Source organism: Streptomyces sp. cg36, assembly GCF_041080675.1.
Lineage (GTDB): Bacteria > Actinomycetota > Actinomycetes > Streptomycetales > Streptomycetaceae > Streptomyces.
In genome coordinates, this window is record NZ_CP163520.1 from 2,374,066 (window position 1) to 2,400,710 (window position 26,645).

General features: G+C 64.5%; 29 protein-coding genes. All 29 read right to left on the minus strand.

Annotation, left to right across the window (positions count from 1 at the left end):
• Positions 1-17 precede the first annotated feature (17 nt).
• Entirely contained in the window at positions 18-1,067 is a 1,050-nt protein-coding gene (locus tag AB5J87_RS10445; RefSeq protein ID WP_369376094.1) for a DNA polymerase, read from the minus strand.
• 3 nt (positions 1,068-1,070) lie between these two features.
• The gene (locus AB5J87_RS10450; protein ID WP_369376095.1) at positions 1,071-1,871 is read right to left on the minus strand and encodes a hypothetical protein; all 801 of its coding nucleotides are present in this window, start codon (positions 1,869-1,871) and stop codon (positions 1,071-1,073) included.
• Positions 1,872-1,925: 54 nt separating this feature from the next.
• Entirely contained in the window at positions 1,926-4,361 is a 2,436-nt protein-coding gene (locus AB5J87_RS10455) for a phage/plasmid primase, P4 family (protein ID WP_369376096.1), read from the minus strand.
• The gene (locus tag AB5J87_RS10460) at positions 4,348-4,878 is read right to left on the minus strand and encodes a hypothetical protein (RefSeq protein WP_369376097.1); all 531 of its coding nucleotides are present in this window, start codon (positions 4,876-4,878) and stop codon (positions 4,348-4,350) included. Before AB5J87_RS10460 ends, AB5J87_RS10455 begins: the two co-directional genes overlap by 14 nt.
• Before the next feature lie 245 nt (positions 4,879-5,123).
• On the minus strand, positions 5,124-5,303 hold the full coding sequence (locus AB5J87_RS10465) for a hypothetical protein (RefSeq protein WP_369376098.1): 180 nt from the start codon (positions 5,301-5,303) through the stop codon (positions 5,124-5,126).
• Between the two features lie 101 nt (positions 5,304-5,404).
• Entirely contained in the window at positions 5,405-5,875 is a 471-nt protein-coding gene (locus tag AB5J87_RS10470) for a DNA (cytosine-5-)-methyltransferase (protein ID WP_369376099.1), read from the minus strand.
• 61 nt (positions 5,876-5,936) lie between these two features.
• The gene (locus tag AB5J87_RS10475) at positions 5,937-6,449 is read right to left on the minus strand and encodes a DNA cytosine methyltransferase (protein ID WP_369383458.1); all 513 of its coding nucleotides are present in this window, start codon (positions 6,447-6,449) and stop codon (positions 5,937-5,939) included.
• 57 nt (positions 6,450-6,506) lie between these two features.
• Positions 6,507-7,202 (minus strand): hypothetical protein, encoded by a 696-nt coding sequence (locus AB5J87_RS10480; protein WP_369376100.1) that lies wholly within the window; start codon positions 7,200-7,202, stop codon positions 6,507-6,509.
• 80 nt (positions 7,203-7,282) lie between these two features.
• Positions 7,283-8,119: a hypothetical protein gene (locus AB5J87_RS10485; protein ID WP_369376101.1), complete on the minus strand. Its 837-nt coding sequence runs from the start codon at positions 8,117-8,119 to the stop codon at positions 7,283-7,285.
• 136 nt (positions 8,120-8,255) lie between these two features.
• Complete coding sequence (locus tag AB5J87_RS10490; protein WP_369376102.1) at positions 8,256-8,837, minus strand: hypothetical protein; 582 nt, start codon at positions 8,835-8,837, stop codon at positions 8,256-8,258.
• Positions 8,834-9,052 carry a hypothetical protein gene (locus AB5J87_RS10495; protein ID WP_369376103.1) on the minus strand — a complete coding sequence of 73 codons (219 nt, stop codon included), beginning with the start codon at positions 9,050-9,052 and terminating at the stop codon, positions 8,834-8,836. Before AB5J87_RS10495 ends, AB5J87_RS10490 begins: the two co-directional genes overlap by 4 nt.
• Before the next feature lie 162 nt (positions 9,053-9,214).
• Positions 9,215-10,009 (minus strand): peptidoglycan-binding protein, encoded by a 795-nt coding sequence (locus tag AB5J87_RS10500; protein WP_369376104.1) that lies wholly within the window; start codon positions 10,007-10,009, stop codon positions 9,215-9,217.
• A gap of 80 nt (positions 10,010-10,089) precedes the next feature.
• Positions 10,090-10,344, minus strand: coding sequence for a hypothetical protein (locus tag AB5J87_RS10505; RefSeq protein WP_369376105.1), 255 nt, complete (start codon positions 10,342-10,344; stop codon positions 10,090-10,092).
• Between the two features lie 18 nt (positions 10,345-10,362).
• On the minus strand, positions 10,363-12,567 hold the full coding sequence (locus AB5J87_RS10510) for a hypothetical protein (protein ID WP_369376106.1): 2,205 nt from the start codon (positions 12,565-12,567) through the stop codon (positions 10,363-10,365).
• Positions 12,568-12,587: 20 nt separating this feature from the next.
• On the minus strand, positions 12,588-13,424 hold the full coding sequence (locus AB5J87_RS10515) for a hypothetical protein (protein ID WP_369376107.1): 837 nt from the start codon (positions 13,422-13,424) through the stop codon (positions 12,588-12,590).
• Positions 13,425-13,428: 4 nt separating this feature from the next.
• Complete coding sequence (locus tag AB5J87_RS10520; protein WP_369376108.1) at positions 13,429-15,819, minus strand: phage tail tape measure protein; 2,391 nt, start codon at positions 15,817-15,819, stop codon at positions 13,429-13,431.
• A 386-nt stretch (positions 15,820-16,205) separates the two neighbouring features.
• Positions 16,206-16,517, minus strand: coding sequence for a hypothetical protein (locus AB5J87_RS10525; RefSeq protein WP_369376110.1), 312 nt, complete (start codon positions 16,515-16,517; stop codon positions 16,206-16,208).
• Between the two features lie 43 nt (positions 16,518-16,560).
• Positions 16,561-17,124: a hypothetical protein gene (locus AB5J87_RS10530; RefSeq protein ID WP_369376111.1), complete on the minus strand. Its 564-nt coding sequence runs from the start codon at positions 17,122-17,124 to the stop codon at positions 16,561-16,563.
• A 628-nt stretch (positions 17,125-17,752) separates the two neighbouring features.
• Positions 17,753-18,136 carry a hypothetical protein gene (locus AB5J87_RS10535; protein ID WP_369376112.1) on the minus strand — a complete coding sequence of 128 codons (384 nt, stop codon included), beginning with the start codon at positions 18,134-18,136 and terminating at the stop codon, positions 17,753-17,755.
• A gap of 13 nt (positions 18,137-18,149) precedes the next feature.
• Complete coding sequence (locus tag AB5J87_RS10540) at positions 18,150-18,416, minus strand: hypothetical protein (protein WP_369376113.1); 267 nt, start codon at positions 18,414-18,416, stop codon at positions 18,150-18,152.
• On the minus strand, positions 18,413-18,757 hold the full coding sequence (locus AB5J87_RS10545; protein WP_369376114.1) for a hypothetical protein: 345 nt from the start codon (positions 18,755-18,757) through the stop codon (positions 18,413-18,415). The genes AB5J87_RS10540 and AB5J87_RS10545 overlap by 4 nt, the downstream gene beginning before the upstream one ends.
• On the minus strand, positions 18,754-19,284 hold the full coding sequence (locus AB5J87_RS10550) for a hypothetical protein (RefSeq protein WP_369383459.1): 531 nt from the start codon (positions 19,282-19,284) through the stop codon (positions 18,754-18,756). Before AB5J87_RS10550 ends, AB5J87_RS10545 begins: the two co-directional genes overlap by 4 nt.
• 212 nt (positions 19,285-19,496) lie before the next feature.
• On the minus strand, positions 19,497-20,453 hold the full coding sequence (locus AB5J87_RS10555) for a major capsid protein (RefSeq protein WP_369376116.1): 957 nt from the start codon (positions 20,451-20,453) through the stop codon (positions 19,497-19,499).
• Positions 20,454-20,554: 101 nt separating this feature from the next.
• The gene (locus AB5J87_RS10560; protein ID WP_369376117.1) at positions 20,555-21,124 is read right to left on the minus strand and encodes a hypothetical protein; all 570 of its coding nucleotides are present in this window, start codon (positions 21,122-21,124) and stop codon (positions 20,555-20,557) included.
• A 12-nt stretch (positions 21,125-21,136) separates the two neighbouring features.
• A complete protein-coding gene (locus AB5J87_RS10565) occupies positions 21,137-21,994 on the minus strand; it encodes a hypothetical protein (protein WP_369376118.1) in 858 nt (285 codons plus the stop codon).
• A 122-nt stretch (positions 21,995-22,116) separates the two neighbouring features.
• On the minus strand, positions 22,117-23,103 hold the full coding sequence (locus AB5J87_RS10570; RefSeq protein WP_369376119.1) for a phage portal protein: 987 nt from the start codon (positions 23,101-23,103) through the stop codon (positions 22,117-22,119).
• A 76-nt stretch (positions 23,104-23,179) separates the two neighbouring features.
• Positions 23,180-23,551: a hypothetical protein gene (locus AB5J87_RS10575; RefSeq protein ID WP_369376120.1), complete on the minus strand. Its 372-nt coding sequence runs from the start codon at positions 23,549-23,551 to the stop codon at positions 23,180-23,182.
• Positions 23,552-23,568: 17 nt separating this feature from the next.
• Complete coding sequence (locus AB5J87_RS10580) at positions 23,569-25,266, minus strand: terminase large subunit (RefSeq protein ID WP_369376121.1); 1,698 nt, start codon at positions 25,264-25,266, stop codon at positions 23,569-23,571.
• Positions 25,247-25,726, minus strand: coding sequence for a P27 family phage terminase small subunit (locus tag AB5J87_RS10585; RefSeq protein WP_369376122.1), 480 nt, complete (start codon positions 25,724-25,726; stop codon positions 25,247-25,249). Before AB5J87_RS10585 ends, AB5J87_RS10580 begins: the two co-directional genes overlap by 20 nt.
• Between the last annotated feature and the right edge of the window lie 919 nt (positions 25,727-26,645).

Sequence of the window (26,645 nt, forward strand, 5' to 3'; positions counted from 1 at the left end):
CCCCGCATGCGCTGATTTCACTCACTGGCCCCGTAGAGCGAGCCCCACGACCGACCGCCGATCTCGGCTTCAGCCACGATCGGGACTCCGTACAGGCTCATGGTCATGCAGCGCTCGAACTCGCGGGCTACATCCGCAGCGTCTCCCTTCGGGGCCGAGGCGAGGATTTCATCATGAATGGGCAGGCGCATATATTCGAGCAGTCCGGAGCTTTCCATCTCGATCATGGCTTGCCCGAGGACATCGCGGGCGGCGCTCTGGCAGGCATAATTCACCACGGCGTATATGCGGTCCCTGTCGAGAGGAAGCCTGCGGCCAACGGCCGAAACAAAGACCATGTCGTTTTGGAACGCCTGGCGCTGCCAACGCGTGCTCGCGCGCTTGATCTCAGGGAAGGCCCGGTCGTAAGCAGCAACGGCGTGCGCGATCTCCGCTTCCGTGGCTCCGGTCTGCCTCGCGATCGTCTGGATTCCGCCGCCATAGACCTTTCCGAAACCGGCCCCCTTGAACACTTTTCGATCTCTCGGGGTGGCAGCGTCCCCCTTGATCAGGCGGGCAGTGTAGGCGTGAATATCGAACTTTTCGCCACCGCGGAGAAATCCCTCTTTCATGCGCTTTACGTCAGCGAGGGCCGCGAGGACCCGCATTTCGATTGCCTGCAAGTCGCTGCTGACCATGACGTGTTCGGGCTCGGCGAGGATCGAACGGCGGACGACGTAATCAGAGCTGGGGAGCTGGTGCAGCCCGTCCGTGGCGGACATGCGTCCCGTGCGTGCCGCGAGGGGCGAGATCACCGGGTGAATGCGTCCCGCAGTGTCCAGCTTGGCCATGAACCCCTGGGCGTAGTCCTCGCCCCACTTCTTGGCTCGCTTCGCCCTCAACACAGCGTCGGCAAGGGGGTTGGGGTCGCGTGCGCCGATCCTCTGCCAGTCCCGGTCAAGGTCAGCGAGCGGCAGGAGAACAGCCTTATCGGTCTTGAGGGCGCCCGAGTCGGTGCGGTCGGTCAGCGTCTCGCCCATTCCGGTAAGCGCTTCGGCTACCTGCGTTCCCGAGCCGACCTTGGTCACGCTTTACCGCGCGGCAACGGCGCGGTACTGGTCGGCCTCCACGGCGAGCCGGCGAGCGAGCGGGGCCGCATAGTCCTGGTCCACGAGTAGCCCCGTGCGCTGCATGACCGCGCAGATGCGGGCTAGCTCGTGCTCGTACGTCACCAGCTCGGGGCGCACGCCGAGCCGGACCAGCTCGCTGCGCAGAACGGGGGCGAGCCGGGCGGTGAAAATGACGTCAAGTCCCGCGTACAGAAGGTAAGTCGGGTGGTCCAGGGAGATCCTCGCCCAACCGGTTTCCTTCGTCATCCCCAGACTGTTGAAAACCTTCGTGAGCCCGCCCTGAGTGTCCGGGGCCGCGGGGTCAATCCACTTGGCTGATAGAGGCTTGAGTGCGGTTCCTGCCCCGCCCTCTTGCGGCTGCCGCGGGTCGATAAGCGCCGCAAGGATGCGGGTATCGGTCGTCCACGGTGCGAGGTCTTCCAGTGGAATGCCCGCGTGACGGCCCAACACGTGCCAATCGAAATTGGCGTTGTGGATGACTACTTGGCGGGCGCGCTCGATTGCCTGGCGTGCGTACGTCTGGAAGTAGCCGCCCCGTTCCCACGGGATTACCCACGCGTCGTGGGCGTCGCCAAACTGGACCGTACGCAGCTGGTAGGTAGGGCTGTAGACATCAAGCCCGCTTGTCTCGGTGTCCAGCGCGATCGGGCCCCGCGCGCGTACGTCGTTGAACCACGTCCAGAACTCGCCGAGATCTGCGGTGCCTTCGGGTACGTGCACTGCGACCGGGTCACCGGCCACTTCGTGCCGAAATATCTTCATGAACCCCCAAAAGCGGGCCGCCCACCCGAGGGTGAACAGCCCGGTTAGGGGTAACTAGGTTCCGAAGATTCCTGGCCCTGTTTCGCCAGGGCGTTTTTCGGCGAGACGGACCCCAGTGAGCGAAATCCCCTTCATGGTCTTTCTCTTGGTCACGCCCCGTTCATCCATAGCGTGATAAAAGGCCCGGCGCGTCCAGCGCTCTCGGACGGGAAGGTTTTCGTCCTCGCACCATTCGAGATAGGCATTAAACGCGTCGGTCCCGTTCATTTCTTCGTTGTCACCGGCTCGTTCCAGAACTCCGGGGAAGAACCCTGCAAGGGCGTCACTGGTCTCGCGGTAGTCGCGGGACGCGCCCGTGATGAACTGCGGGTCTCGCAACCCGCCCTGGTACCAGTCGACCGCCCCGCGTACAGCCCAAGCAGCGATGCCCGCAGCTTCCGCAGACAATGTGCCTTCCAGGCCGTAATCCCGCTCGTGCGGGGCGAAGTAGCGGACGAACGGCACCAGCTTGATGCGGCGCCAAAGCCCCTCATCCTGAGACTTGAACGTCGGCTTATGGTTCGTCGCAAGCAACAGCAGGAACGCGGGACGGAACTCAAAGAACTCACGGTGCAGAAAACGGGCCTGAATCATGTCATTGCCTGTGACCCGCTTCAGAATTGCTTCCGACATTGCCTTGCCGGACTCGCCCTCACTCGCCATGACCAGGCGGGCACTGCGCAACGCTGCAATATCGTTCGGGATGCTCCCTCCCTTCTTCTCCTCGAACGTGGCAAACGCCGTGGTCTTGACGAGCTGCCGGAACACAGTGGTCAGGGTGTCCAGGAATACAGACTTCCCATTTGCGCCCTTGCCCCAAAGAACGCAGAATGCCTGTTCGCTTGTCTGCCCAGTAATGCCGTAGCCGATCAGCCGCTGAATGTACGCGGGCATGTCGGCCATGCCGGGGAAAATCTCGGTCAGGAACGATTCCCACCGTGGGCACGTCGCATCGGGCTGGTAGTCAATATCGAGCCCGTACGTCAGCATGTCGCCCATGTCGTGCGGCTGTAGGCGTCCGGTGCGCAGGTCGACAACGCCGTTGTTGAAGGCGAGCAGGTGCGGGCGGTTGTCGAAGTCGGCAGCCGCTACGCGGACAGTGGGGACCGACTGCAATTCCGTCATGAGCGCGTTGATGCGACTCGTCATCAGAAACCCTCGCGCCGCTTGTGTCTGGCCAGCGAGGACGAGAGCGGCCCCCATGCGGTGAATCTCCTGCCGCACACGGGTGTCAGAAAGGACCCACGTGCGTCCGTCCCACGAGTAGAACCCGAGCCCGTGCGCGTAGCGGATACGGCCCCCGGACCACGCGGTAAGGGCGTGGGCGTTCATGGCGTCCGATTCCCCGTACTGTGCGACCAGCCGCGCCAGGATCTCGGCAGCCTCGGCACCCTGGTCGCGCGTGACGGTGTCGGCCCCGGTGCGCTCGGCAAGCTCGGCACTGCGGGCTGCCGCGTGTGCCTCGGCGGTATCGCGGATGGGGCGCGCGTTCTTGACTGCACGGTGCAACTCGGCCGCGAACCGCTCGGGGGCGGCCTCGCGCCAATCGGTCAAGTCACCTGCGCTAGGGGGGAGTTCGAGCCGCAGCGTGTCTATCCCGTGCTCGGCAAGCCCCGCGGCGAGGCGGGCCGTGAAGCCCGTTCCCGCCTGGTCGTTGTCCCCGGCGAGGATCACGAGCGAGCCGCGGAGTCCTTCGGCGAGTTCGGCAACCAGCTCGGGCGAGCCGGCGAGGGAAGCCCCGCGGATGGCAACGGCGTCATAGCCGCACGCAACTGCCGTAAGCGCGTCCCCGGGCCCCTCGGTGATCAGGACCGTGCCGTATCCGCCGCCGCCCCGGAACACGCCGTACGGCGACCAGCGCAGCCCGCGAGGGTTGACCAGGGACAGCCACCGAGCCGAGCACCTACCTCCGATGTCCCGCCCTTGTAGTCCGCGGGCTACCCCGTCGAACCCGAGCAGGGGCACGGTTAGCCGAGGGTGTTCCCGGTACAGGCGAGAGAGGTAGGGAAAGCTCTCGCCCTGGTCGCCCTGGTCGACGCCAAGCCCGAGTTCTATGGCGGTCTCGATGTCGAGCCCGAACCGCTCCGCGAGGTAGTCCCGCGCTCGCTCGGACGACTCAGCCGCGTAGTCACCGAGGGCGAGCGAGGCACGATCGACGTAGGCAGCAAGCGCTGCTGTCTGCGTGATCGGTACCAGCTCGGGGCGTCCGGCCGGAACGGTGGCACCGGGGCCGGTCACGTCGAACAGATCGGACCAGGACAGCCCCACGGCCCGGATCACGTCTGCCGTTTCGCAGCCCGCCCGGCATGTGAGCCGCGCTTTCAGGTCCTCGCCCCGCCAGATACGCAGCGAGGGCCGCGAATCGGCGTGCGCGGGGCAGAGAGCGGAGTAACCGCCGTCCGCCTCGCTGGACACCGACTCGAACCGGGCGAGCAGATCAGCGAACAGCACGGGTCACCCCCGAAGGGACGTTGCGGCGGTAGTCGTCGACCAGGTGGGCAAAGTCCCGGAGCGTGGTCGTCAGGTACCAACGCGACGTGTCGAGCCCGCGCAGCGAGGCCGACCAGCCGTAGAGCGCCGCGAACTCACCCGTGCTCATCCCGTGGGCGATCCGGATTCGGGTCCACGTCCTAACCGACACATGCACGCGCCCCGCGGCAGCCGCGGAGCCGCGCACCTTCTGGACGACCACGCCGAACGGAAATCCTGCGTGCTTCGCCTCGACTTTCGCCTGTCGAATCCACGTTGGCACAGCGGGACTTGCTGTGTTCTTCGCTTCCAGCACGAACGGAACGCAATGAATGTCGCCCACGTCTCGGGCACCCTCTTGTGCGGCCCGTCGCACGTTGCCCGCGTTGAACGGGTCAAGAAACTCCCCGCGCTCGTCCACCAGGCCGAGAAACTGATTCAGGTAGTCACGTACCGCGCTTTCCCACGCGGTCCCGCGAGCCTTGTTGGGGTTAGCCAAGATCGGCCCCCTGGTGAATCACGCACCCCTTACCCATGGCGTGCGCTGCCGTGGCGAGGTACCGAACCCAGTCCGGACGGGACTTCCACCCGGGCAACAGAAAGATGGTGTCCCCGGCGCTTGCCTCGCGAATGTCGCCGATGGGCGGCGCGTAGTCGGCGCTAATTTCGTAGATCATTGGTCCCCTCATGCGAAAGGGCCGACCACACCCCAGCGGGTACAGTCGGCCCTTCCTGTCTTGCGTGTTACTGGTCGCGCTCGCCCGGAACAATCAGACGGACATGTTCCGAGCTGATCCATTCCTGTCGGAGCGAGCGGCGCTTAGCGAATCCGGATTCGGTGCCGGTCGGACGGATACGCAGCATCGGCCGTAGCCGACCGTCCACCAGACGCGCGGTCACCTTGTCCACGATGGCGTCAGCCATGCGCACTCGGTTGCCCTGTCGGGCCGCGTAGGCGACTAGGTCGCCCCGGTACAGCTCTTCGCCCCCGTAATCGGTGACGACCCCCCGCTTAGCCATTGTGGCTACTCCTCTTTGTAGTTCAATAGGTGCAGATAGGCCGTGAAAGCCTGCTGACTCACAACCCCGTTTCCCACGGCCTTAAGCTGCCGGGCCCGATTGAGGCCCGGAATATAGGTGATCCAGCCCCGCGGCAAACCCATGAGCCACTCCGCGAACACCGACGCGAGGCGACGGCCACCGCGCGGACCGAACTCAACCGGGATCGGAGCCGGCGAGCCCATCAAGGTTTCCCAACGGTGCACAGCGGGTCCGTACTCTGCCCACCATTCCGGCGGGCTGTGAAATGCCCCAGGTGTTTCCTCGGCCACGTCGGGATCAACGGGCAGCAGGAATGACACTTCGTCATCGAGTGTCGGTCCGTGACCGCCCGCACGGCGCTTGTCCGGGTGCTGCGGTGCCCCGTTGGTACCGAGATTGGCGGTGGGGGTCTTGAACAGCGTGTGTGCGCGTTCCTTGTCGAATAGTCGCGCCACGGCGGTAACGAGATCTTGCCCGCCGCTACCCTGCCGGTCGTCCCTCGCGAAATCAGGCCCCTTAGTCGCGTCCGACGCGAGCGGAGTCGGTAGCAGGGGTGGCGATGAGGAACCATCTATCTCGGTGGTGGGCGGCTCCAACTGCGGACGCCCGATGGCAACACCATCGCGTGTCATACCGTGCCTCGGCCAGTCCCGCGAGTACGTGCGCAAGGCCCCGGTTTCGGATGGCGGATACGTTCTCCAGGAAAATGAGCCGTGGTCGAAGAACGCGAACGGCCCCGAGGACGCTTTCCCAGATACCCGACCTCTCGCCATGAATGCCTGCCCTCTTCCCCGCGTTGGAAATATCCTGGCAAGGGAACCCCGCCGTAATGATGTCCACCTCTCCCGCGATGGTGGCCCAATCGAATTGGGTAATGTCTCCGATGTTGCGCGCGTGCGGATAGCGGGTCGCCAGGATCAACGATGCGTACGGATCAATCTCCGCAACGATTTTAATCCTGTCCCCGGTCAGAGCCTCGACGGCCCTTCCGATCCCGCCGTATCCGGCGCACAGTTCAAGAATTGGGATGTGCGTTCCCCCGCGAAAAAGGGGGTCCCGAGAACAGTCCCGGGACCCCTCGGCCGACTAGAACTTCGGCTCGGCTACAGCGTCGTTCCACGACTTGAGAACGCGAATAGAAGGCTTGCGGTAGGACACGTCACGGCCCTTCTTCGTGGTGTACTCGACCAGCTCTAGCGACAGCTCGGAAAGAGCCTCGCCACCTACCTTGTTCAGCGAGTTCTCTACCTCGTGCAGGACCTCAGCCAGCTTCCAAGAGGCGGTCTGAAGCTTGAAAAAGCCAAGGTCGTAATCCTCGGCGAGACGGAACGTTACTGCAATGGAGGGCGAGGGGCCCCGCTTGGCCTTTGCAGCGGCCTTACGGTCGTCCATGAGCGGCGGGCAGCCACACGGCTTGCCCTTGTCCAGCTCCGGGGAAAGGAACTCGATCCCGTCGCAGTGGTGAATAAGAACGTTCCCGTTCCACAGCTTGAGGTCCGACGTAATAGCATCCGGACCGGAAAGGACAACCTTGACCCTATCGGTGCCGGTCATGATCTCGATAAAGTTTTCCGACGTGGAATCCGTCTCGACCGGAGTTCCGCCGATGAGCTGCGCAATAGCCGCGGCAACGTCCGGGTCACCGGTCGTCACGCGCCACTCGGAAAGGGCAACCGGAAGGTTGTCCACCTGCTTACCGCCGTGGAAGCGGCCCACAGTGTCATCCGAAAACGTCGCGGAAGGCTTGGCGGACGGGTCAGTCTCGAAAATGCGAATAGCCATGCGGCTTGTCCCCCTGGTTTTGGGCATTAAAAAATGCGGGCCGTCGATTACGGCTCGCCTGGTCTGTGCGTGCGGTTCTACTATGCGGCTCGGCGCTGCGTGCCGGTGATGAGCCGGCGGACGCTCTCGGCGATCGGCACACCGAAAACTGTCTTGCTGATCTCGCGGTCCCACTGGAAGACATGGCGCAGCGTCAGAAAGACGGAAAAGACTTCCTCATCAATACGGACAGGCTTGAAAGTCCAGCCTTCCGGCGTGATGTGCAGAACCGCAGCGCCATCAATCTTCGGCATGGGCTCGGACGTGCCATCCGGGGAAATCACACGATCAGCGTGCGCGTACGCCGCAAGCTGTAGTGCGACGTCCGGGTATGCGTTCTTACTCGTCTTCCAGTCCACAACAAGTGTGTGCCACTCGCCATGTTCGTGATTGGGCTTTCCGTCCTCGCCGAGCCGGACGCGCACAATGGCGTCGAAACTGCCCGCGTAACCGTGCTCGTCGGACCACGCCACATCCTCAGCACGGACGAGCTGCGGGCGCACCGTGGTAAGGAACTCAGCAAACCCGAGCCGGTAGGGCTCCAGGTCGGGGTGTACGCGGCCGATTTCCTCCAGACGAACCATGCGCTCGAACAGGTCGTGCGCATCGGAGCCAACACCCGCGCGCAGCTTGGTGTAACGGGTGTGACTGTTCCTCAGAAAGTCGACGGCCCCGGCGGGGTCCCGCTGTGCAATCGACTGCACGGCGTCAAGGTTCTCGACCGCCGTTTCTGCGGTCATGCGGGCGGCCCAGAAGGTGAGATATGGCTTCGGCAGCATGCCGACAATCGACGTGACACCGGGCACCTTCTCAGCGGTCTCCGGCGAAACGTAGAAGCGGCTGCCACCGCGCTTGATAGTCCGGATGGCTCCGGGCATGGGTGTTCCCCCTTGGGGTTGTGGGTTGGGGTAGGGGGATGACGGAATGACGTTCAGAGGGGTTTTCTGGTTTTCTCTAAAGAAGTAAGAGAGATACAGAAATGGGGTTCGAACCGTCATTCCGTCATCGCTGGGGTCAGCGCAGTACGGCGAGCCCGTCCGCCGCCCGGTTCAGATCGGTGATGCTGCCCGCGTTGGTCAGCACCGCATCGGCGGGGTAGTCGTCTAGCGCGGTCTCGCTGACGTGCTGCCGCTCGGCGGCGCTGGTCGGTCCGTGGGACCCGGGGCGGACCACACGGACGAGCAAGAACCCGCGCGCCCTCAGCGCCTCGGCTTCGTTGGGGTGTCGGCAGTCGGTGACGACCACGGGCAGCCCCCACGTGTCGGCGACGTCGATACGGGCGAGGGCGAGGCGTAGCCACGTGTCCGGGTCCTGAGTGCGCATGGATTCGCCGAGCCGCTGCAACGTGCGCCGTACTTCGGGAAACGTCTTGGCCCCGTCCCATCCGTGGTGGCGTACCACGTCAGACAGGCGGATCGGGAGCGGCCCGTATCCGGCGGGCTCGTATCCCACGATCGGGTCCAGGTCGAGCGCCGCCGTGCGCAGCGGGTCCGCGAACGCCACCCGGGTGAACTGGAAAGCGTCGACCAGCCGGGCCGCTGCGGTGTCCTTCCCCGAGCGGGCACGGCCCATCAACGCGACATGGCGAAAGCTCACGCGGACAGCTCGTCGGCGTGGTCCTGGTGCTCGTCGCCGGCTGCCGTGGTCTTGATGTTCTCGGTGCGCTGGACTGCCTCACCCATACCGAGCACTGCCGCCGCGAGAGCAAGGATCAGCGCGGACGGGAGATCGGGCACGTAGTGCACGACCAGGGCGAGGGCGGCGACCAGGACCGCGTAGATACGGGCCGGATGAGTACGAACGAACTTCATGAGTGATCCCTGTTAGTGACTGTGGGTGTAGCGAGTGAGCAGCTGTACGACCGGGCGCTACGCGGGCATCGCGGACGCCCGGTCGGCACGCTGCGTGATGAGTGCGGGGCTCGTCGGCCCCGAGCTGGTCCCGGCAAAACGGGCAGCCGTAACGGGCAGTGCTCAGACCGCTGGAACGCGCAGCGCGTCCCACGTCGTGGCTCCGGGCCACCCGTCCGCGTCGGACCCGCTGAAACCGCGCTTGCGCTGCCATGCCGCGTAGCTACGGCGGTCTGCGTCGGTCCACTGCGGGCCCGGACCGTCCGCGTAGCGCCCGCATCCCTCGGCCACCAGGCGGCGCCCCATGGCAGTGATCAGCGGGCTACGCGGCTCGGACTTGAACCAGTCCGCACCGGGGAACGGGGCGTACCGCGTTGCCGGGGGCGGGGTACCGCCCGCAGCGCGAACGATCCCCGGGAAAATCACGTTGCGGAACTGCGCCTGTCGCGCGTCCCCAGGGCAGGCAGTACCGCCGTCTGACCACTGCGAGAACATGCGGTGTGTGCCGAACCCGGGGTCATCGTGGGTTCGGCAGATGCGCAGAGGTACGCCGTGCTTCTGGTGCATCCACACACCCAGCCGGATGAGCGCGGCAACCTGTGCGTCGGTCCATGGGTCGGTGTGGTTCATGTTGCTTGCGGTCTCGACACTGACCGCTCCGCTGCCGTCGCTGCGGCGGTTGGCATACATATTTGCGTCGGCCCTGGTTTCGGTGCCGATGTACTGGAAGGTATCTCCGCCGAACTCGACAAAGAAATGAGACTCAAGATTGGTCGAGTCCCGCCAGTATTCGTAAGTGCGCTTTCCGGTCCACGGTGCTGCAACGCTGTGCAAAATCAACTGCGTTGGACGGATGGCAGGCTGGGCGTCGCTCTCGGGCTGAAGTTCCCACTTACGGGCATTCGGATACCAAGCCATGTGTTTCCCCCTCATTTGGGCATGAAAAAGCCCCGCCCGGATACGCCCGGGCGGGGCTGGTGTTCTGGTGTGTGGTGGCTCTAGCCGGATAGCTTCGCCACGGTGAGCCCGGCGGCAACTACAGTCGCCACGGCGGTAATCAGGGCAGCGGGCAGTACGAACCGCCCCCGCTCGGCCTCAAGTCCGCGAATGCGGGTCTCGTGATCCTCTAGCGTCTCGTCCACGGATTCCCCCTGTTGCCCGAGCCGCTGAACATCGCCGCGTAGGCCAACAACCTCGTCATAAATCTCGCGGGCCCCGATGCGCACTCCGTGCGGCTCGTTGTCGTCGTCCACGATTCCCCCTCGAATTGGTCATGGTGGCGGGGGCGGCGCGTCCGGGTCAGTCGGCGGGTCCGGCGTCAGTCCCGCATCCTGTGGAATTCCATTCGGTGCGGTGCCGCGCAGCGTCAGAGTCTGTGTGACGCGTCCGGTGTCCCCGCTGGTCTTTATCCCGATGACCCATGCCAGCGTGTTCAGTTGGGCGCCGGTAGAGTCCCGGATGCGCACTACGTCGCCGAGTTCAATACGCGGGTCGGGCAGGATGTCAACGGACTGGAGCAGCGGAGCGGGGAAAGCCCCCGCGTCGCGCAGAGCGTCCGCCAACGCGGTTGCATCGGCGACGGTCTGAACCCATCCCCGCACGTCGTGCTCGTATTCCTGTGTGCCGTAGATTCGTCGGCTGTCGTCGTTCCATGAGGACCACAGATACTGTCCGGGATTTCCGTTGGGGGTCATGATCGTGAGTTGTGCGCCGTGGTAGTACAACGGTTCCGCGGAGCGGTTGCGCATGGTCAGCGTGATGGTGCTCGGCTCACGCTGCATCGTGACGTCCACGCTCGCGGGCCGGACCGGTGAGTTGGTGGCTGCCGTACTGCGGATGACTACGGAGTCCGGCCCCGGGGCCTGAACCCTAGGTGTGCGAGGGTCTAGCTGTGATTCCTGAATGGCCAGAGTCCGCACCAGGGATTCCCCCGCCGCAATCAGCAGGGGCCCCGGCTGGTCGTAAATCGATTCTGCTTTCCCGTCCCAGACATCAAACCAATCACTTACGCGCACGGTGCAGTAGTTCCGACAGGCGTCGATTTCCTCCGTGATCGTGAGCCCTGCGAGGTCCCGAGCGGATGTCACTTCTAGATCTGCGCTGATTGGCGTATAGCTCCACCGGGTGTGGTCCCGCCACCTGAAATAGCCATCGCCTGTGAACTCGGCGGTCGCCAACGTGGATTTTGCTATCTCGCTGATCACGTCCCACGCGCTACCCCGGACAGCGGGGATGACCCGCAGGGGGAATCGGGGCTTACTGAGCGAGGCGCTGCGCTTCCACGTCCCTTGCTGCGTCACCTCAGCGAGAGTGTTCGGACGTGCCGCAAGCGACGAAACCTGAAAAGCTTCCGCACGCAGATTCGTCAACCCGAAACGCACCCGCTCCAAAACCGTAGCAACGCGCATTGCGGGCGCGTCAATATATCCGTCATTGAGGAAAGCCGGAATACCGTCCTCGCCCGTGATAACCGGCGTGAATGCAGACTGTCCCGGCGAGCGGTAACGCACCCACCAGCCAATATGGATACGCTTCCCTTCAACCTTCAGAGGGTTCCATGTCCACCCGACAGACGGGTTCTTTGTCGGGTCCTCATTTTCGCCGCTGGACGCGGTGATGGTCCCCTTCGTGAAATTCACAGTGAGGGTGGTGTAGTAGTTCATTCCCTGGGCTAGCGACCAGGTCACGTGCAGCTCAACAGCAGAATCCTTGTCCACTGGTGGCTGATTGACGGCCCAGAACTCCAGCCAGGTACCGCCCCCGTAGAGAAAACTCGGCAATCCGGCCGGGATGTATGTTGCCTGATAGGGGGCGCTGAATCCCCCTTCGGCGGCACACTCGAATGATGCGCGCTCCTTGTACCACTCGCCCCACCAGCCGTTGACGGATTCGAGATAGCCGACATTGGGCGCGACCCCGCCATGCAGCGAGGCATAAAGCACGCACCCCGGGCGCGGGGGCGGAGACGTGTGAATACCCGCGTTGCGTAGTAGGTGGTCGACCACCCATACGGGGCTCGCAATCCACTGCGTCGGACCGCCAGTGAAGCGGAACGCACCATCGGGCCTCGGCAACCGCGCGGGCATGCGGAGTCGTTCGGCACCGTCCAGCGCGGACAGCCGCACCAGGTCGGTGCCTGACTCCGCCGAGCGGGACCGCACCGAGCCGCGGAACGTGGCAAGAGTGTCCGGGCCGAGCCCCCACCGGTGCGTGACCGACTGCCCCGGGCGGGCAACATCCCCCGTGGCCCGGGGCGCCCACGGCCCGTACAGGGCCGGAGCCGGCTGCCCGCCAGTCCCGGCCACATCGGCCGTGAGCTGCGCGGACGAGCTACCCGAGAACGCACGCATAGCTGCGGGGAGATCGGTGACGTATGCCCGGTCGAGCGACCAGGCCGTCACCTGTGACCCAAGCTCGCGGCCTGCGAGGCGGGTGGAGTGTGAGAGGGAGCGTTCACCGCTCGCCAAAGCGATCATGAGCCGTTGGTTTGCCGCTCTCATACGGTCACCTCCACCAGGTCAAGACCGATGTTCCGAAACGCGCCGTCACCGGGGGCCGCCGCCTCGCTGTAGCGGGTAATGCTCATGGCGGGGCAGCCGTCGCCCACGGGCCGCTCACCTGCCAGAAGCGCCGCCGCGATGTCACCGGGGGCAAACACCGATACGCCCAGGTCCCACACCCCCTTTGCTGTGAAAGCAACGTGGGGCCACGCGTACGCCGCGCCCGCGGGAGCCACAGCCACCAGGGGTGTGCCAAGGGCGCCCGCAACGCTTGCACTGATCCACTTCCGGCCCACGTCGTACCAGGCCACCCGAGCAGACAGCATGGGTGCCCCGGCCGCCACCAGCCCCGGAGTCCACCACGTCCACGTCTGGCCGGGAGCCACGGGCACGCCGTAAAACAGCGGATGCCGCCAGACCAGTTCGGCAAGTCCAGTGGTGTGCAACGCGTCCACCGATACCGTGTTCGGTGCTGACGGGCCCGTGGACCCGCCGTACAGCGTGATCACGCCGCTACCGGTCGCCCACTTGCCGCCCGCCGGGCCGAGCCCCGCCGCCTGGTCCGCGGCAAGCACGTTCCGTGCGAGCGGGTCGAGCACTGCCACCGGGCCCGGTCCCTCGATGCGGCGGGCAAGCCGATCAAGGTGTGTGAAATCCTCCCGCTGCATCGCGTCCCACGTCACCTTGAGCCGGCGAGGCCGGACCGGGGGCGCCCACGTGGTGACACCCCCGTCCAGCGAAACGAACTCGGACACGCGCAGCTCGGGCGAACGGTCAAAACTCCGGGCCCCGTCAGTGATCTGCCGCAGTGCCCCCGGACGACCGATCCACATCCCGTCACCTCCTTGCTAGTTGACGCTGCCCGTACGCCACCGCGCGGGCTATTTCCTGGTCGCCGATCCGGATCACGATGTCCCGGCCCCGCTCGCTCTCAAGTGCCCGCAACACGTCCACAAGCCCCGAATCCGCTGCTGACGTCCCGCGGGGAATCCGGACGGTTCCAGGAGTCTGTACGGGCCCGATATCGGGGACTCTGACCATGGATTGCAGCCGCGCATCCAAAGTCGCCTGTTCGTCGTCGATTCCGTCGACCACGCCCGGCGGAATCCACCGTCCGATTTCCTTTCGCATGAGACGTGAGGGCGAGTTGATTCCGAGCGCCTTAGCGATGGGCCCGGGAATAGCACTCTTGGCCCAGCCCATGAGTTTGTCTTTGAGCCATCCCCCCATTCCCTTGACGCCGTCCCACAGGCCGCGCACGAGGTCTTGCCCCTTGCCCACCAGCAGACTGCCAAAGTCCCCGAGCGAGTCCCTGACCCGACCAGGCAGACCGCGCATCCACCCCAGGAACTCACCAAGCTTGCCCACTGATTTCTGACTGAACTCAGCGACCCAGCGCACCGCACCAACAAACGCAACACCGAGACTTCCCAGGATGCCAATGACGTTGCTGATCCAGCTAATAGCCGTGCCCAGCGCCCAGAACAGGCCGGAAAATACCGGGCCAGCTAGGCGCAGCACAATTGGTATCAAGGTGCCGAGGATGACAGCCGCAAGCCGCGCCACCCACGTAATAAGCGTGGCTGCCACCTCAATGACCGGCATCGACTTGTTGACGAGTTCCGAGAGCCGCGCCCCGATCATCTGAAGTGCCGGAACGACGCGCGCGGTAGTGAAATCGGCCAGTGCGGAGAACGCGGGCTGCATGTGCTCCAGAACAGCCCCATAGACCGTCATCACGCCCGGGAGGAGAACCCCGGTCAGAACCGACCCGACCCCCTGGAGTACGGGCAATACAACGCTGCCGAGAGCCGCGCCCAGCTGTCCCGCAGCGGGAAGTACCTCCGCTGAGACGAGCTGCCCGAAGGACGAAAGGCTAGGTCCCACTGTCCGCTGAAAGGTATCTGCAAGGCCCGAGCCCTTTTGCCTCACTGAATCCAGCGCGGCAGAAATTCCCCCCGCCTCACCACTTGCTACGAGTGCAGAGCCAGCCGAGCGTGCCCCGTCTGCTATGCCCGAGAAAATCGGTGCGATGCGCCGCCCGGCAGCCTCAAACGCCGGAGTGAAAATACGGGAAACGGTGTCGGCGCCCGCAGTGAGCGCCGGAATCACGTAGGTACCTATCGCATTCGATACGCCGACCTGAAGTCTGCGCTTGAACTGTTCGATCCTGGCGCCCGCGTTGTTGTGGAGCGCGTCTCCCATCCGTTCGGCAGCACCCGCGGTATCACCGAGCGCCTTTACGGCAGTCCTCGGGTCCATGGCAAGCAAAGATTTGCCAAGGTCTTCCGCTTTAGTTCCGAAAAGACCTACGGCGACTTGCGATCTTTGCGCGGGGTCCTTAATTGCTTTGATGCCGTCAAGGACCTGTTGCAATCCCTCGCGGGCCCCTGGGCCACCCGCAGCAATCTTGCGGGTCATGTCCTCGGCACTCAGGCCGATAGCCTCATACGCTGCTGTACTGGTCTTCGATCCGTCAGTGGCGCGGATCTGAAATTCCTTCAGCGCGTCGGCGATAGTATCGGTATCCCGCGCGCCCGCCTGCATTCCCTGGGACATGAGCCCCATGGCGTCCGCGGCGGACAGTCCGAGATCCTGGAATTTGGTCGAATACTCGTTGAACGTATCCGCCATGTCGTCGGCACGTGGCCCCATCCGTTGCATTCCCGCAGTGAGAATGTCAAGGGCTTCCGTGCCGTCCTTGGCAAGCCCGTTCTTGAGAATCTGACCGACCGCATTACTGGTCTGGCCTAGGTCCAGCTCGAACGTTTTACCAAGGTCAGTGACCTTGCCGGATATGGATTCGATCTGCGCGTTGGTGGCGTCCGGCGGGAGAATTCCCGACCGCATGACGCCGGATATTGCGTCGGCCGCTTCCTCTACGGAGTCAGTGACACCGCCCGCGTAGAGCTGCCCCGCAGCTTTGCCGTACCGGGCCGCCTCGGCGGGCGTGCTGCCCAACTGCGCCTGAATCTTGCCGTTAATGGCGCCCTGGTCAAGAGCGTCCATGAACCCCTTCGCGAGCACGGCAGCCGCGGCAATACCCACAGCAGCCAACCCGCCTTTGAGGACTCCACCCATTTTCCCGGTGAAGCCCTCGCCGGCTGTCCGCCCGCCTTCCTGACCAGCGCTCTCCGAGGGACCCGTAACCTGGCGTTGGAGTTCCCCCGCAAACCCCTGCACTTCGGGGACGATGGACACATAGCCCACGCCCACTTCAACCGCCATGCCGGATCACCCGCTTTCCGGCTGGTACTGCGCGAGATACGCGGACACTTCGCGCACGTCGCGTTTCGTCCCGCCGATCCGGCCCGAGCCCACCCCGGGGCGGGGAATGGGCTGCGGGCGTCTGGTCGGCGTTTTCGAGCCCGCGTTCCCGCGCTGCCAATTCGCCTCGGCAAGTCGGTCATGGAGCGCCGCGAGTAGCTGTGTTTCCAGCGTCCACACGGACTCCTCGCCAACCATCGAGCGGGCTAGCGCAGAATCCGAGGGAAGCCCCGCGATTAGAGCCCGAAGACGACGCCACGTGAGCCCGGAGTTCGGCCGGTAGACGTCTCGCACGTCGGTGCCGTAGTAGCGCTGTAGGTCGCTTTCTATGGCCTCTCCGTGCTCACTCAGGAGCCGGAAGAGGCCGAGGATTCCCCCACCGGGGCCCCCTCGTGCTTCTGCCACTGGCGGAAAAGCTCACCGAGGGCAGCGAGAGGAACAGGGATTTCATCAAACCGGGCCCACTGGTCGCCAAGACCAGCCTTCAGAAGGATTTCAATATCGTGGGCACTCGGGGAATCCAGACTGACCGCAGTAAGAATCGACTTGTCCAGCTCGCCCGCTGAAGGCATCGTGAATATGTGTCCCGCGAGGGAGAATCGGAAGGGCTCGCGCCTCGCTTCCTTCACCCAGACATCGAGATCAAAAGCATTGCTCAAGGTAGTGCCTCACAAGAATAGAAGGATCGTTTCTGCTAACGGGTTAAGCGGCGGGTGCAGAAGCCCAAGCGGGGTCGTCGCTGTACTTGTAGGCCACGGTCTGATCCGGGCCCGGGTACGCTGTGATCGTCAGCTCGTAGGCAATCGCTTCATCTCCCTTGTAAGTGATGTCACCGGTCTCGGTTACCTCGCCGTCAGGAATCACGATGCGGATATGCGAGTTGCCGTCGATGACGTCGAATCCGAAAGTGCGCCGGTCCGGACCAGGGGCCTTGACTGCAAGCACCGACTTGCCACTAGTCGTGACCACCTTCGAGCCCTTGTGGTACAGCTCAAGAACTGTCTTGCTGGTCTCAATGGCCGTAAAGGAGAACGTCATTTCGCTGGAGGAAATGACCTTCCGGACGGTCTGCCCGCCCTGCCAGCCCTTGACTTCCGACGTGTCCGCCGAGTTGGACTCGGTAATACCGTCGTCGGAGATCCAGCCAATATCGGTAAAGGCTGCGTCCCACGGCGTGGTTGCGTCGGTGGGAAGCTTTGACTTTGGGGCTGCTACATAGGCAGCACCGGTAATCGCAACGCGCACAGCGTTTGCATTCAGAGACATGAGGTGTCCTCTCTGTATGGACGAGCAGAATGAGCGTTGACTCTTGACCCTGATGAAGTAACACGGCAGGATCAGGCGTTATGGATGCAGGAATAGCGGCAGCGCTAGGTGCCCTCGCTGGATCGGCCGCAACGATTTGCGCAGCGTTTGCGACGGGTTGGTCTCAGCGCGAGGGGGCGAGAATTGCCGTCAGAGCCGAACATAGAAAAGAGCGTCGGCAACCTCGACATGACGCATACAAAACCCTTATTGCACACGTGCACGAAATTATCCAAGTGGCCTCTTATGGAGTACCCGGCGACTTGGCTGCATTGGAAGTCTGGGAAACGGAGGCTCGAAGCCTAAGAGACATTGGCTTGGAAATTGCGCTGCTTGGACCTAGCTATGTTGCGGACGCCGGGGAAAACGTAACTAATACAGCTCTCGCTGCCCGTAACGCATGGCGTTCTCTGCATAGGATCGAGCGAGAGATCTCAACGGCCTCCGTCGACCGACGAACTCGACTACTTGAGGAATCGGCGAATGTTGGGACGGAATTCGATAGTGCATTAATCGGGCTGACTAGAGGCGTCAAAGCGTTCCGAGAAGCGGCTCAGAGGGCGCTAGATGACGACGGAAGTAGGGCCCTTTAGAGCACACGCCCGCGCATGTGAATTTCAGCCGCGAATGCGTACCGGGGCTGTCCGCTCTCCGGGTCCGGCAGCCACATCGGGCCGCCGACTTCCGTCACGCTGTAGACCGTGACCCCGCCGCGGACACCGGGAATCGCCCCGAGCAGACCGCGCACCAGGGCGCAAAGGTCGTGCGCCTGGTCCTCGCGCTCAGCCCACGCATGCACGTCGAGCCGGGCCCGGTCCGTTACCGGAGTCGGCGAGAAGCCCCCGAGCCGTTCCAGGCGAACGAACCGTGAGGGGCGGGGAGTTGGGACCCGAGAGACAACCGGAACCGCCTCGCCCACCGCCACAAGCGCGGAACGCAGATAGTCCGCGACGACTGCCACGGCGTCCGGCATGACGATGACGGGCCTACTCGCCACGGGCGCCACCCATGCCGCGCAGTAGGTCCCGCCGCGAGCCCGCAAGCCCACCCGACTTGGGCCAGTTGTAGTTACCGATTACCGCGGCACGCCACCGGCGCGAGCCCAACGCCGAGTCGGTACGGAATTTGCCCTCGGCCCCCGCAGCGGACGCAGCAATGCGGCCCGCGATGCGCTCGACCTCGCGGCCGGTCTCGGGAGTCTTCATAAAGCTGTTGATGTTGGTCCGGTTGGGCTGGAACCTCTTGAGCCTCACCCTGCCACCTCCGTCAGCCGTACCTCGGTGTGGTGGTGTCGGCCCCCGACCATGTACCGACCCGGCTCGCCGTCGACATCGAGCAGCCGGCCAAGAGCCACCACGCGATCACCGGGGCCCAAGTCGACATCGACTCCGCGGCGGGTGATCAGGCGCCACCCGGTGACGATCACGGGGCGGTCCCCGGTCGCCTCGCTCGACGTATCCGGCTGGACGGACACCCCGCGGACCGTGGTCCTGGTCGCGCTCGACCAATCCCGCACGCTGGTGGTGTTGCCGTAGCGGTCGACTACGTACGGGGCCCGCACGACCACGACTGCCTGTGTGTAGAGGAGCGTCACCAGGGCGGCCCCTCGCCGAGCCGCACCACGGCAGCACGCGGGCGGTACCGGGCGAGCTGGTCCCGCTCGATGGGAGCGAGACTCGCGCCGATCGTCTCGGCGGCATACGTCACCGACACCGAGCCAGCTGACTCCTGCCGTAGATCAGCGGGGTTCGTCAGTACCCGACTGGCCAGCGTGAGCACCAGGGCCCGCACGTCCGCCGGGACAGTCACGTATCCGTGGGTGTAGGTGACGACCACGGGCCCGAACCCGAGAGCCCTCAACCACAGGTGATCACGCCACACCCGAAATTCGTCCGGGCGCAGCTCCCTCCCACCCACGCGCACCAGGTCAATGGAGACCACCGGGCGTTGGGGCAATGCAACCGACTGCCCGCGCCGCGCAAGGGCTACGGTCGTCGTCCCTCTGGTGAACCTCTGCCGTGCTTCGGTACGGACGATCGCGGATGCGGTGTCGAGCACCAGGGCGGCCCCGGTGGGCAGCTCGTCCCGCTCGCGCTGCATCCACGCGGCAAGCTCGTCCACGGTGGCCAAGGCGGGAAGCAATACGGCCACCCCCTCTATTCGATTTCCTGAGCGCCGCACTCCAGACACCGCGCCACGGTCCGCGGGACCCCGGACGAGTCGAGAACGGGAAAGCTCTCCACTCGTTCCGGGGCACCGCAAGAATCCGCATGCGGAATCCGGGGGGCGGACGCTGCCCGCTTGCGCGGTGGCATTCCGTATCCCCTTTCCAACTACTTGGCGAGAACGCCGTTAAGGCGGGCAGCACCACGGCCACCGAACACCGCAAGACCCGTGTAGAACTCAATCCGGGTGCGGTAAGAAGGCTTGGACTCCAGCTCGCCGAGGTCCGTAACCTGAATTCCGCCGTTGGTGAGACCGGTCACCGCGCGGTCGTCCTCGGCCTGGCCGAAGCGGACCGCGTAAATGCTGGACGCGTCGGTTGCGGCGCCCTGAGTTTCCGTCTGCGGCAGAATGTCAGCGCCCGCGGCAGTCTGGCCCGGGTCGAGCAGCGGAATGCCGTTGTAGGTCGCGACCATCTTTCCGGTAAGAGCCTCGCGGACCATCTCGTAACCGCCGATCCGGCGGGCAGCCGACTTGATCTTTGCGATTACCGCACGGTTCGCGTACAGCGCGCCGTTAGCGTTGGTCAGGCCCGGGACCTGCGCAATCAGCGCGTCGAGCAGGTCAAAGAACGCGTGCGAGTCCTTACCGTCCGCGCCCACGATCGGAGCGCCGTTCGTGCCCGCCGAAACCACTTGAGCGCCGACCAGCCGCTTACGCAGACCGTCGAAACCCTTCGGCTCGGTGGCAACGTCGCCATTGAAAAACGCGTCCTGGAACTTATACGCGGCGGCCTTGATCTTCATGCGCGTCTGAATAGCGCGCTGATCGTTGAGATTGCCGCGGGTCTTCACGATGAACTTATCCACGTCCGCGTCACCGCCGAGGATTACAAGAGACTCGGACTTCTGGTTAACGGTGCCCGTGCTCTCGGCGTACGCCTCATTCACCGCTCGGAACTGCACGCCCGGGAGCGTGGCTTCCTCGTTGTAGGCGTACGAATTGCCCTCGATGGTCAGCAGCGGCAACCGGTCCAGAATGCTGGACTCCTGCACAAAAGTCTCGATGACCCCGCGCTGAAGATCGGTCGTGCTGAGCTTGGCAGCCTCGGGAAGAGTAAGTGCCATTGAGTGAATTCCCCCTGATTTTGGGCATGAAAAAAGGGACGGCACCTATTCAGGTGCGTCCCCTGGAATGGGTTGCAGGAACGTTTCTGCGGAAAGGTTCCTTACGCGGCGTACGCGCGGCGCAGACGGTCCAGCGGGGTCGCCGGCTCGGGCTCAGCGGTGTCCCGTGGCCCCGCGCCCACGTCGCCCCACGAACTCGCGGGGTCGGTCTCGGCGACCGCAAGATAGGGCTTGTCCTTGACGAGCTGGTCCACAGCGGCAGCCACCGCGGCAGCGTCGATATCGCCCCCGGGGCCGGCGAGCGAGGACACGTCCAGCAGCGCGAGCGCGTCCGCCGGATCACGGAGCCGACCAGCGGCAGCCGCGCGCAGCTCGGCGCGAACGAGCGCTTCTGTGAACTCCGCCCGTACCTCTGCGCGAAGCGCGTCAAGGTCGGTGCCCTTGGTTGCAGCGTTCGACCGGCGGAGCCGCGCCGCTTCCTGCTCGGCCTCGCTCGCGCGCTTCTCGGCAGCCTCGCGGGCAGCCCGCTCGGTCTTCACCGCGTTGGCCTGGTCGCCCTCGGCCCCCTTGCCCGCCTCGCCCTTGCGCTCACTGCCGGTAGCCGTACCGGGGGCCCCCTCGGGCTTGTCCTCGGGGCCGTTGCCCGGGGTGTTCTGCGGGTCGTCTGCCATATGGTCCCCCTGTTAAACGATGTATCCGTGTTTCTTCAACATGGCTATTTGGTGCTCGCGGTTGTTGCCTGCGAGTTTGAAAATGGTCTCTGGCATTAGCCGCGCCTCGCGGGACCGGGCGTACTTCTGGCCCGGGACTTTTGCGAACGTGGCACCCATGGCCTTAGCCCCGATCCCGCGTTTGGTGGTGCCCTCGGCCGTGACCCGCATCGGGCCCCGACCGGTCACCGCGGTTGCCATTCCTCGGCGTGAGTTGATGATCTGCCCGAGGTCCGCCCCGCGTTCCAGTGCCTTGACTCCCGCTTCCCCGAGTCGCTTCCGCTGTTCGGCGGGACTCATCTCGCGGAACAGGTCCTCGGGGGTCTTGGTCTGTTTCCACTCGGCATCGGTCATCGGCTCCATTCCGCAGTCACAGCGGGGATGCCGTTTGAAACCGGTCGAGTAGGAATACTGACGGCCCGACAGGATGATGCACCGAGCGCACGCGGGCAGCCGCACAACGCGCACGTACGAGATACAGCGCGGGTGTGCTGCCATGCCGATGGACGTGGCCGTACGGGACGCGTCGGCTATTTGTGTGCTCGCCATCATGGCCATTTGGGTAAGTCCCCGGGCTGCCGCGAGTTCGGCGCTCTCGCCGGCTGCCAGCGCCCGCGCCGTTGTGATGGCGGGCAGTTGCAGCAGCGAGGCGAGGGGGCGTCCGTCCGCAGCGATACCGACCAGGGCCGCGGGGTCGAGCATTCCGAGCGGGGCCGCAACAGCCCCTTGCGCTGTCATAGCGGCACCGACGAACGCTTGGGCCCCCTGTACGGCGGAGAGCTGTCCGGCGGATACCGCGGCGAGGATTGCGCGCCCCGCCTCGCCCTGCATGGCGGACAGAATGCGGTCCGCGGGAACGTCCCTCCAAAGCCCCTGGATCGCTTCGACAACGGCCCGGGAAATGCTCTGTACTTGTGTGTACCGTTCGGCTGCCAACTCGTCCGTACGGCTCACTAGGCGGCCTCGGGCAACTCGTCGGGCTCGTCGGCCTGGTCGTCGCCCTCGGTCTGTTCGGGCTTCACCCCGAACAGGCGCGACATGTCCCCGCCGAGGATTGCGCCCGCGGCATCCGTGCGCATCTGCTTCCACCGCTCGATTTCGTCCGGAGTGACTCCCGGGATGCGCTCCCACAGAGCCTCATCCGGCACGCCGATACTCTTCAACTTCACCAGTGCATCGGAGTATTGGGCATCGCTGCGGAACTGCGGGTCTCTCCACACCACGGAGCCGAGCGCGAGAGATTCCGCGCGCCGTTCCTCGCCCTGTGCCATGGCCTCCAGCCGCATGATTTCGCGGAGCGCGCTCCCGAAGTGCCGTTGCATCTCGGACACCTTGGCAATCAGTCCCGCTTCCGACGCGGCGAACCCGTCGGGGCTCACGTTGACGAGCTGCCCCGCTAGATAGCTTGGTGGGGTGCGGGTCTGTGCTGCGATGTGTTGCACCGCCACTTCAATAACCTTGAGGTAGTTCTCAAGGTCAGCGGCTGAGAACTCGGCGATTTGCGCGCCCTGTTTCTCCAGCCACAGCAGACGGTCCGACCGGAACCGGTCTAGCGGTAGATCCTCCTCGCCGACCACTTCACCCGACTCGGGGTCCACAATTTCGCGGACGGGCCGGTCCATTCCGAGCACCGCCCGCGCGGGCAGCGCCAAACCGTCCGATGCGGTCATGAGGTGCGCCCACAAGGTATTGACGGCATCCTGTAGCGGAAGGACCGTCGCAATCTCGGACCGTGGCTTTCCATGCAGCCGCGAGCGGTTAGGCAGCTCGACCAGCGGCACCACCTTGAGTGGGTTCGGAACGTGGCTCGGCTCGCCCCGGGCAAGCCCCGTAGTGCGGCCGGTCCACCTTCCGCCCTCGCGGGTCGGACGCTGCCACCGGTAAACCATGGTCGGCGTGAACAGCGTTGCAAACTCGGTGTCGTAGTCCCGCCACGTCATGAGCCCCGCCTTACGGAGCCGGCGGCGCCCGGGGACATACTCGACTATCGCGCTTCCGGCGTGCTGAAAGGTGATCTCAACTGCCATCGGCGTTGTTCCAGACCAGGGCGTACGAGCGCCCCGTAATGAGTGCTTCCAACAGCGCTAGGCCGATCTCCACATCGGCTTCCGAGCGCTTCCAAGCCTTACCGGCATCCTTGTCTATGGACCCGTCTTCCAGACGGAACCCAATCGGCATAAGCCGTTCAACCGTCGCATCGGGCACCGTGGCGCACCAGTTGTCGGAGAACTCGTCAAACAGCCCGCCGGTCTGCGTGCTGAATTCCGGCGACGTGAACAACAGCGGGCGGTCCCCCTCGTACGCGTCGGACCATTTCTTAGCCTGGTGCCTGCGGCGCTGTAGCTTGCCGTACAGCCGTTCTGTCATCTGTAGCGGTGTTTCCGCCATGCTTCCCCCCCCTTGTGCTACGCGCTAGCCGCACGGGCCCGCTTGAGCGGTCGGCGGACATACCCGTCAAGAGCCATGACCACAGCGGCGATTCCGTCGATACGTGCGCTCGACTTCCCGCGGTCAGGTTTCACGGGACGTAGGTTGTCGTTACCGTCCCGGTACACCTCGACCACGCTTGCATTCCAACGGAGGATCGGGTTACCGCCGTGGTGTATGCGGCCCTCGCGGAGCAGCCTTTCAAGTTCCTTGCTGCCGGGACTCATCCCTAGATACGTCTGCGCGACCGGCACCACGTCCACGCCGCGGGTCTTTGCCTCGATGCGCTGGACGAGCTGACCCGCAAACATGCGGTCATAGGAAATCCGCTGCACGTCCAGCCGGCGACAGTCCGCGATGATCTGCCGTTCGATAGCGTCATAATCAATTGCGTCGCCCTCCGTGAGGGTCAACAGCCCATCGGCGGCCCACTGACGCAACGGGACCTGTAGCTGTTGTTCCAGCTCGTCTACGCGTTCCTCGGGCAGCCAAAAGCGGGATATCACTTCCAGTTCAACCCCGGGTTTGCGGGACTCGACAACCAGCACCCAAGCCGAAAGGTCCGAGACCGCCGACAGGTCTACCCCGCCCCATGCCCGCCGATAGCGGAAACGTTTCTTCTCTACTGCGCCCGCGTTTGCGTCCCACACCGGAAGCGGCAGCCACCGCGAGGACGAACGCATACGGCGATTGAGCGACAGTCGACAGAACGTCGGGAAGTAGGAAGGGGTCGACTTGGCCTTAGCAGCCTCACGCCGCATGTAGGCCAGGCTCGGCGACGTGCCCAAACCCGGGTTCGCCTTCCGCCACGTCTCCTCGGCGTAAGGATCGTCGCCCTCTTCGGCAGCCCAAATAACCCCGTAGTGCCCGGGGTCCGAGATCACAGCGTCCGCGCAGCGGCGGGTATACGTGTGCTTCTCGTCGTAAATGCTGCCCTCGGTGCCCTCATCTGCGGTCGTGATGAACACGACCAACGGTTGGTCCCGGGCGCCGGTACCGGTCTCGATCGCGTCGATAAGGTCACGCCGCTTGTGCACGTGCACCTCATCCACAATCGCGCCGGACACGTTCAGCCCGTGGGCGGTCTCGGCGATTTTCGACAGGGCCCGGAACACGCCGCCCGTACGGGGCACCCGGATAAGCCCCCGTAGAACCTCTACGCGCCCCCGTATGGCTCTACTGGTGAGCGCCATACGCTTAGCGTCATCAAAGACGCGTTCGGCCTGTGGAAGGCTGCCAGCAGCCGCGTAAACCTCCGCGCCAATCTCGCGATCGGCGAGCAACAGCACCAGCCCGATACCGCTGGACAGTGTGGACTTGCCCGCCTTACGGGGAACCTCAATCCACACCGTACGGGCGACGCGAACCGCTCGGCCCAACTCGGGGTCAAACCACAGCCATCCGAAAATCGGGGCAATGATCCACACCTTTTGCCACGGCGCGAGTTTGAGCGGAGTCCCGCCCCAACGTCCCTTCGTGTGCCGCATGGACTCGATAGCCGCAATGGCTCGGCGAGCGGCGGGCACATCAAAATAGGCGCCCTCGCGCTGCGGGGCCTGGTGGGCGAGAACGAGCGGACGGGACTTGACCGCCTCGCCTATCTCGTCCTCGGTCAGCCCGAGTTCTAGCAGCGCGTCATACGGGACCGGCAGATCGTCAGTCGAAAATCCCGTCATCGTCGCCCCCGCTTTCCGGCGGGGTAATCCGCGTGGCTGACGCGGGGCTAAGCCCGAGTTCGCCGACCAGCGAGCGGAAGTGACTCCGGTACTGGTGGGCAATCGTCACCCACGGGGACTTGACGTTCCCGCGCTCCGTTTCGACCACCAGGCCGGTACGGCTCAACTCCCTTTCGGCCTGCCACAGTCGGGCGACCGTCACGCAATACTCAATGGCTGTCTCTCGCTGCGGGTCGGTCAGACCAGCGGAATGCACCAGGGCGGGAACCGTCCTCGCCCACACGTCCCGGGCCTTTACCCGCACGTCCTCGGCGGAGTCGCCCGGCAACAGCTCGGACCAATCCGGCTCGACCGGAGGCACAGGGGCGAACGATGCACCCTCGGAATTGCGGTCTGCGCGGAACGTGCCCTCGCGCACCGCCTGAATATGGGGCTTCGGTTTGTGCCCGGGAATCGCCACGCTAAGTCACCTCCACCAGAACGATCTAATTAGCCATGCGAACTTTTTGCCTCCCTGCCGATCTGGCTTGGGAGGGGAGGGGAGTACCCCCCTGGGCAAGCCGTGCGCTATGTCCGAATTGGCTTCGAATTTGCGGCTGCCCAACCACCAGGTTGGCGCTTAGCGGTCTCTCGGTTGTGACAGCGAGTGCACAACGGACGGAGCCGAGAGAACGCGTCCGGCTCGGCAACACCTTGGGCTACCAACTCGCGTCGCGACAAAGGGAAATGGTCAGCGACCGTGGCTGTGCGACCGCACAGCAGACACCACGGGTTGCGGTACAGGTACGCCTTACGGATGCGCTGCCAACGCGTCGTGTAGCCCCGTTCAGCACTCGTACCGCGCTGTTGCTCGGCCTCGCGTCGGTGAGCGTCACAGCGCCCACCAGCACGGGTCAGCTCGGGGCACCCAGGGATCGAGCACGGGGGGCGGGGCCGTCTGGGCAGGGGGACTCCTCTCCAGGTAACCGCTATGAATCAGCCAACCTCTCGGTATGGCCGGTGGGTTCGCAGGATGACGGGTAGCGTGATCTTGGTCGAATGAAGGTACGCGAAAGAAAAGAGAATGACTATGCCTGTGTCTATGGGCGACTATTTCGTCCCGGAATCCGGATCGGGAGTTACCCGAATCTATAACCTGAGTGACGGGTCGGTCCGCGAATCTCAAGGCGAAGAATTCTCGACGGGCTCCACCGAAGGCCGGAGCGCCGAAGCACCCGCTAGTACAAACGACAGTCAAGAGTCGGATTCTCTGGCACTCACCACTATGGATCAGTTCAGTTCGCAGCCGATGAACGTGGATAGGGCGCAGCTTAAGGCGCACCAGGACGGGGCTCCGCTAATGTTGCAAGGAGTGACTAAGCCGTCTCTCATACTCCAAG

What these genes read in the sequence shown, in the direction of transcription:
- AB5J87_RS10535 (WP_369376112.1), bottom strand. Translation starts at nt 18,136, where the DNA reads ATGCCGGACGCCGTGGCAGTCGTCGCGGACTATCTGCGTTCCGCGCTT.
- AB5J87_RS10570 (WP_369376119.1), bottom strand. Translation starts at nt 23,103, where the DNA reads ATGACGTGGCGGGACTACGACACCGAGTTTGCAACGCTGTTCACGCCG.
- AB5J87_RS10555 (WP_369376116.1), bottom strand. Translation starts at nt 20,453, where the DNA reads ATGGCACTTACTCTTCCCGAGGCTGCCAAGCTCAGCACGACCGATCTT.
- AB5J87_RS10480 (WP_369376100.1), bottom strand. Translation starts at nt 7,202, where the DNA reads ATGGCTATTCGCATTTTCGAGACTGACCCGTCCGCCAAGCCTTCCGCG.
- AB5J87_RS10530 (WP_369376111.1), bottom strand. Translation starts at nt 17,124, where the DNA reads ATGTCTCTGAATGCAAACGCTGTGCGCGTTGCGATTACCGGTGCTGCC.
- AB5J87_RS10580 (WP_369376121.1), bottom strand. Translation starts at nt 25,266, where the DNA reads ATGACGGGATTTTCGACTGACGATCTGCCGGTCCCGTATGACGCGCTG.
- AB5J87_RS10450 (WP_369376095.1), bottom strand. Translation starts at nt 1,871, where the DNA reads ATGAAGATATTTCGGCACGAAGTGGCCGGTGACCCGGTCGCAGTGCAC.
- AB5J87_RS10495 (WP_369376103.1), bottom strand. Translation starts at nt 9,052, where the DNA reads ATGAAGTTCGTTCGTACTCATCCGGCCCGTATCTACGCGGTCCTGGTC.
- AB5J87_RS10510 (WP_369376106.1), bottom strand. Translation starts at nt 12,567, where the DNA reads ATGATCGCTTTGGCGAGCGGTGAACGCTCCCTCTCACACTCCACCCGC.
- AB5J87_RS10575 (WP_369376120.1), bottom strand. Translation starts at nt 23,551, where the DNA reads ATGGCGGAAACACCGCTACAGATGACAGAACGGCTGTACGGCAAGCTA.
- AB5J87_RS10560 (WP_369376117.1), bottom strand. Translation starts at nt 21,124, where the DNA reads ATGGCAGACGACCCGCAGAACACCCCGGGCAACGGCCCCGAGGACAAG.
- AB5J87_RS10565 (WP_369376118.1), bottom strand. Translation starts at nt 21,994, where the DNA reads ATGCAGGGCGAGGCGGGGCGCGCAATCCTCGCCGCGGTATCCGCCGGA.
- AB5J87_RS10500 (WP_369376104.1), bottom strand. Translation starts at nt 10,009, where the DNA reads ATGGCTTGGTATCCGAATGCCCGTAAGTGGGAACTTCAGCCCGAGAGC.
- AB5J87_RS10465 (WP_369376098.1), bottom strand. Translation starts at nt 5,303, where the DNA reads ATGGCTGACGCCATCGTGGACAAGGTGACCGCGCGTCTGGTGGACGGT.
- AB5J87_RS10520 (WP_369376108.1), bottom strand. Translation starts at nt 15,819, where the DNA reads ATGGCGGTTGAAGTGGGCGTGGGCTATGTGTCCATCGTCCCCGAAGTG.
- AB5J87_RS10515 (WP_369376107.1), bottom strand. Translation starts at nt 13,424, where the DNA reads ATGTGGATCGGTCGTCCGGGGGCACTGCGGCAGATCACTGACGGGGCC.
- AB5J87_RS10485 (WP_369376101.1), bottom strand. Translation starts at nt 8,119, where the DNA reads ATGCCCGGAGCCATCCGGACTATCAAGCGCGGTGGCAGCCGCTTCTAC.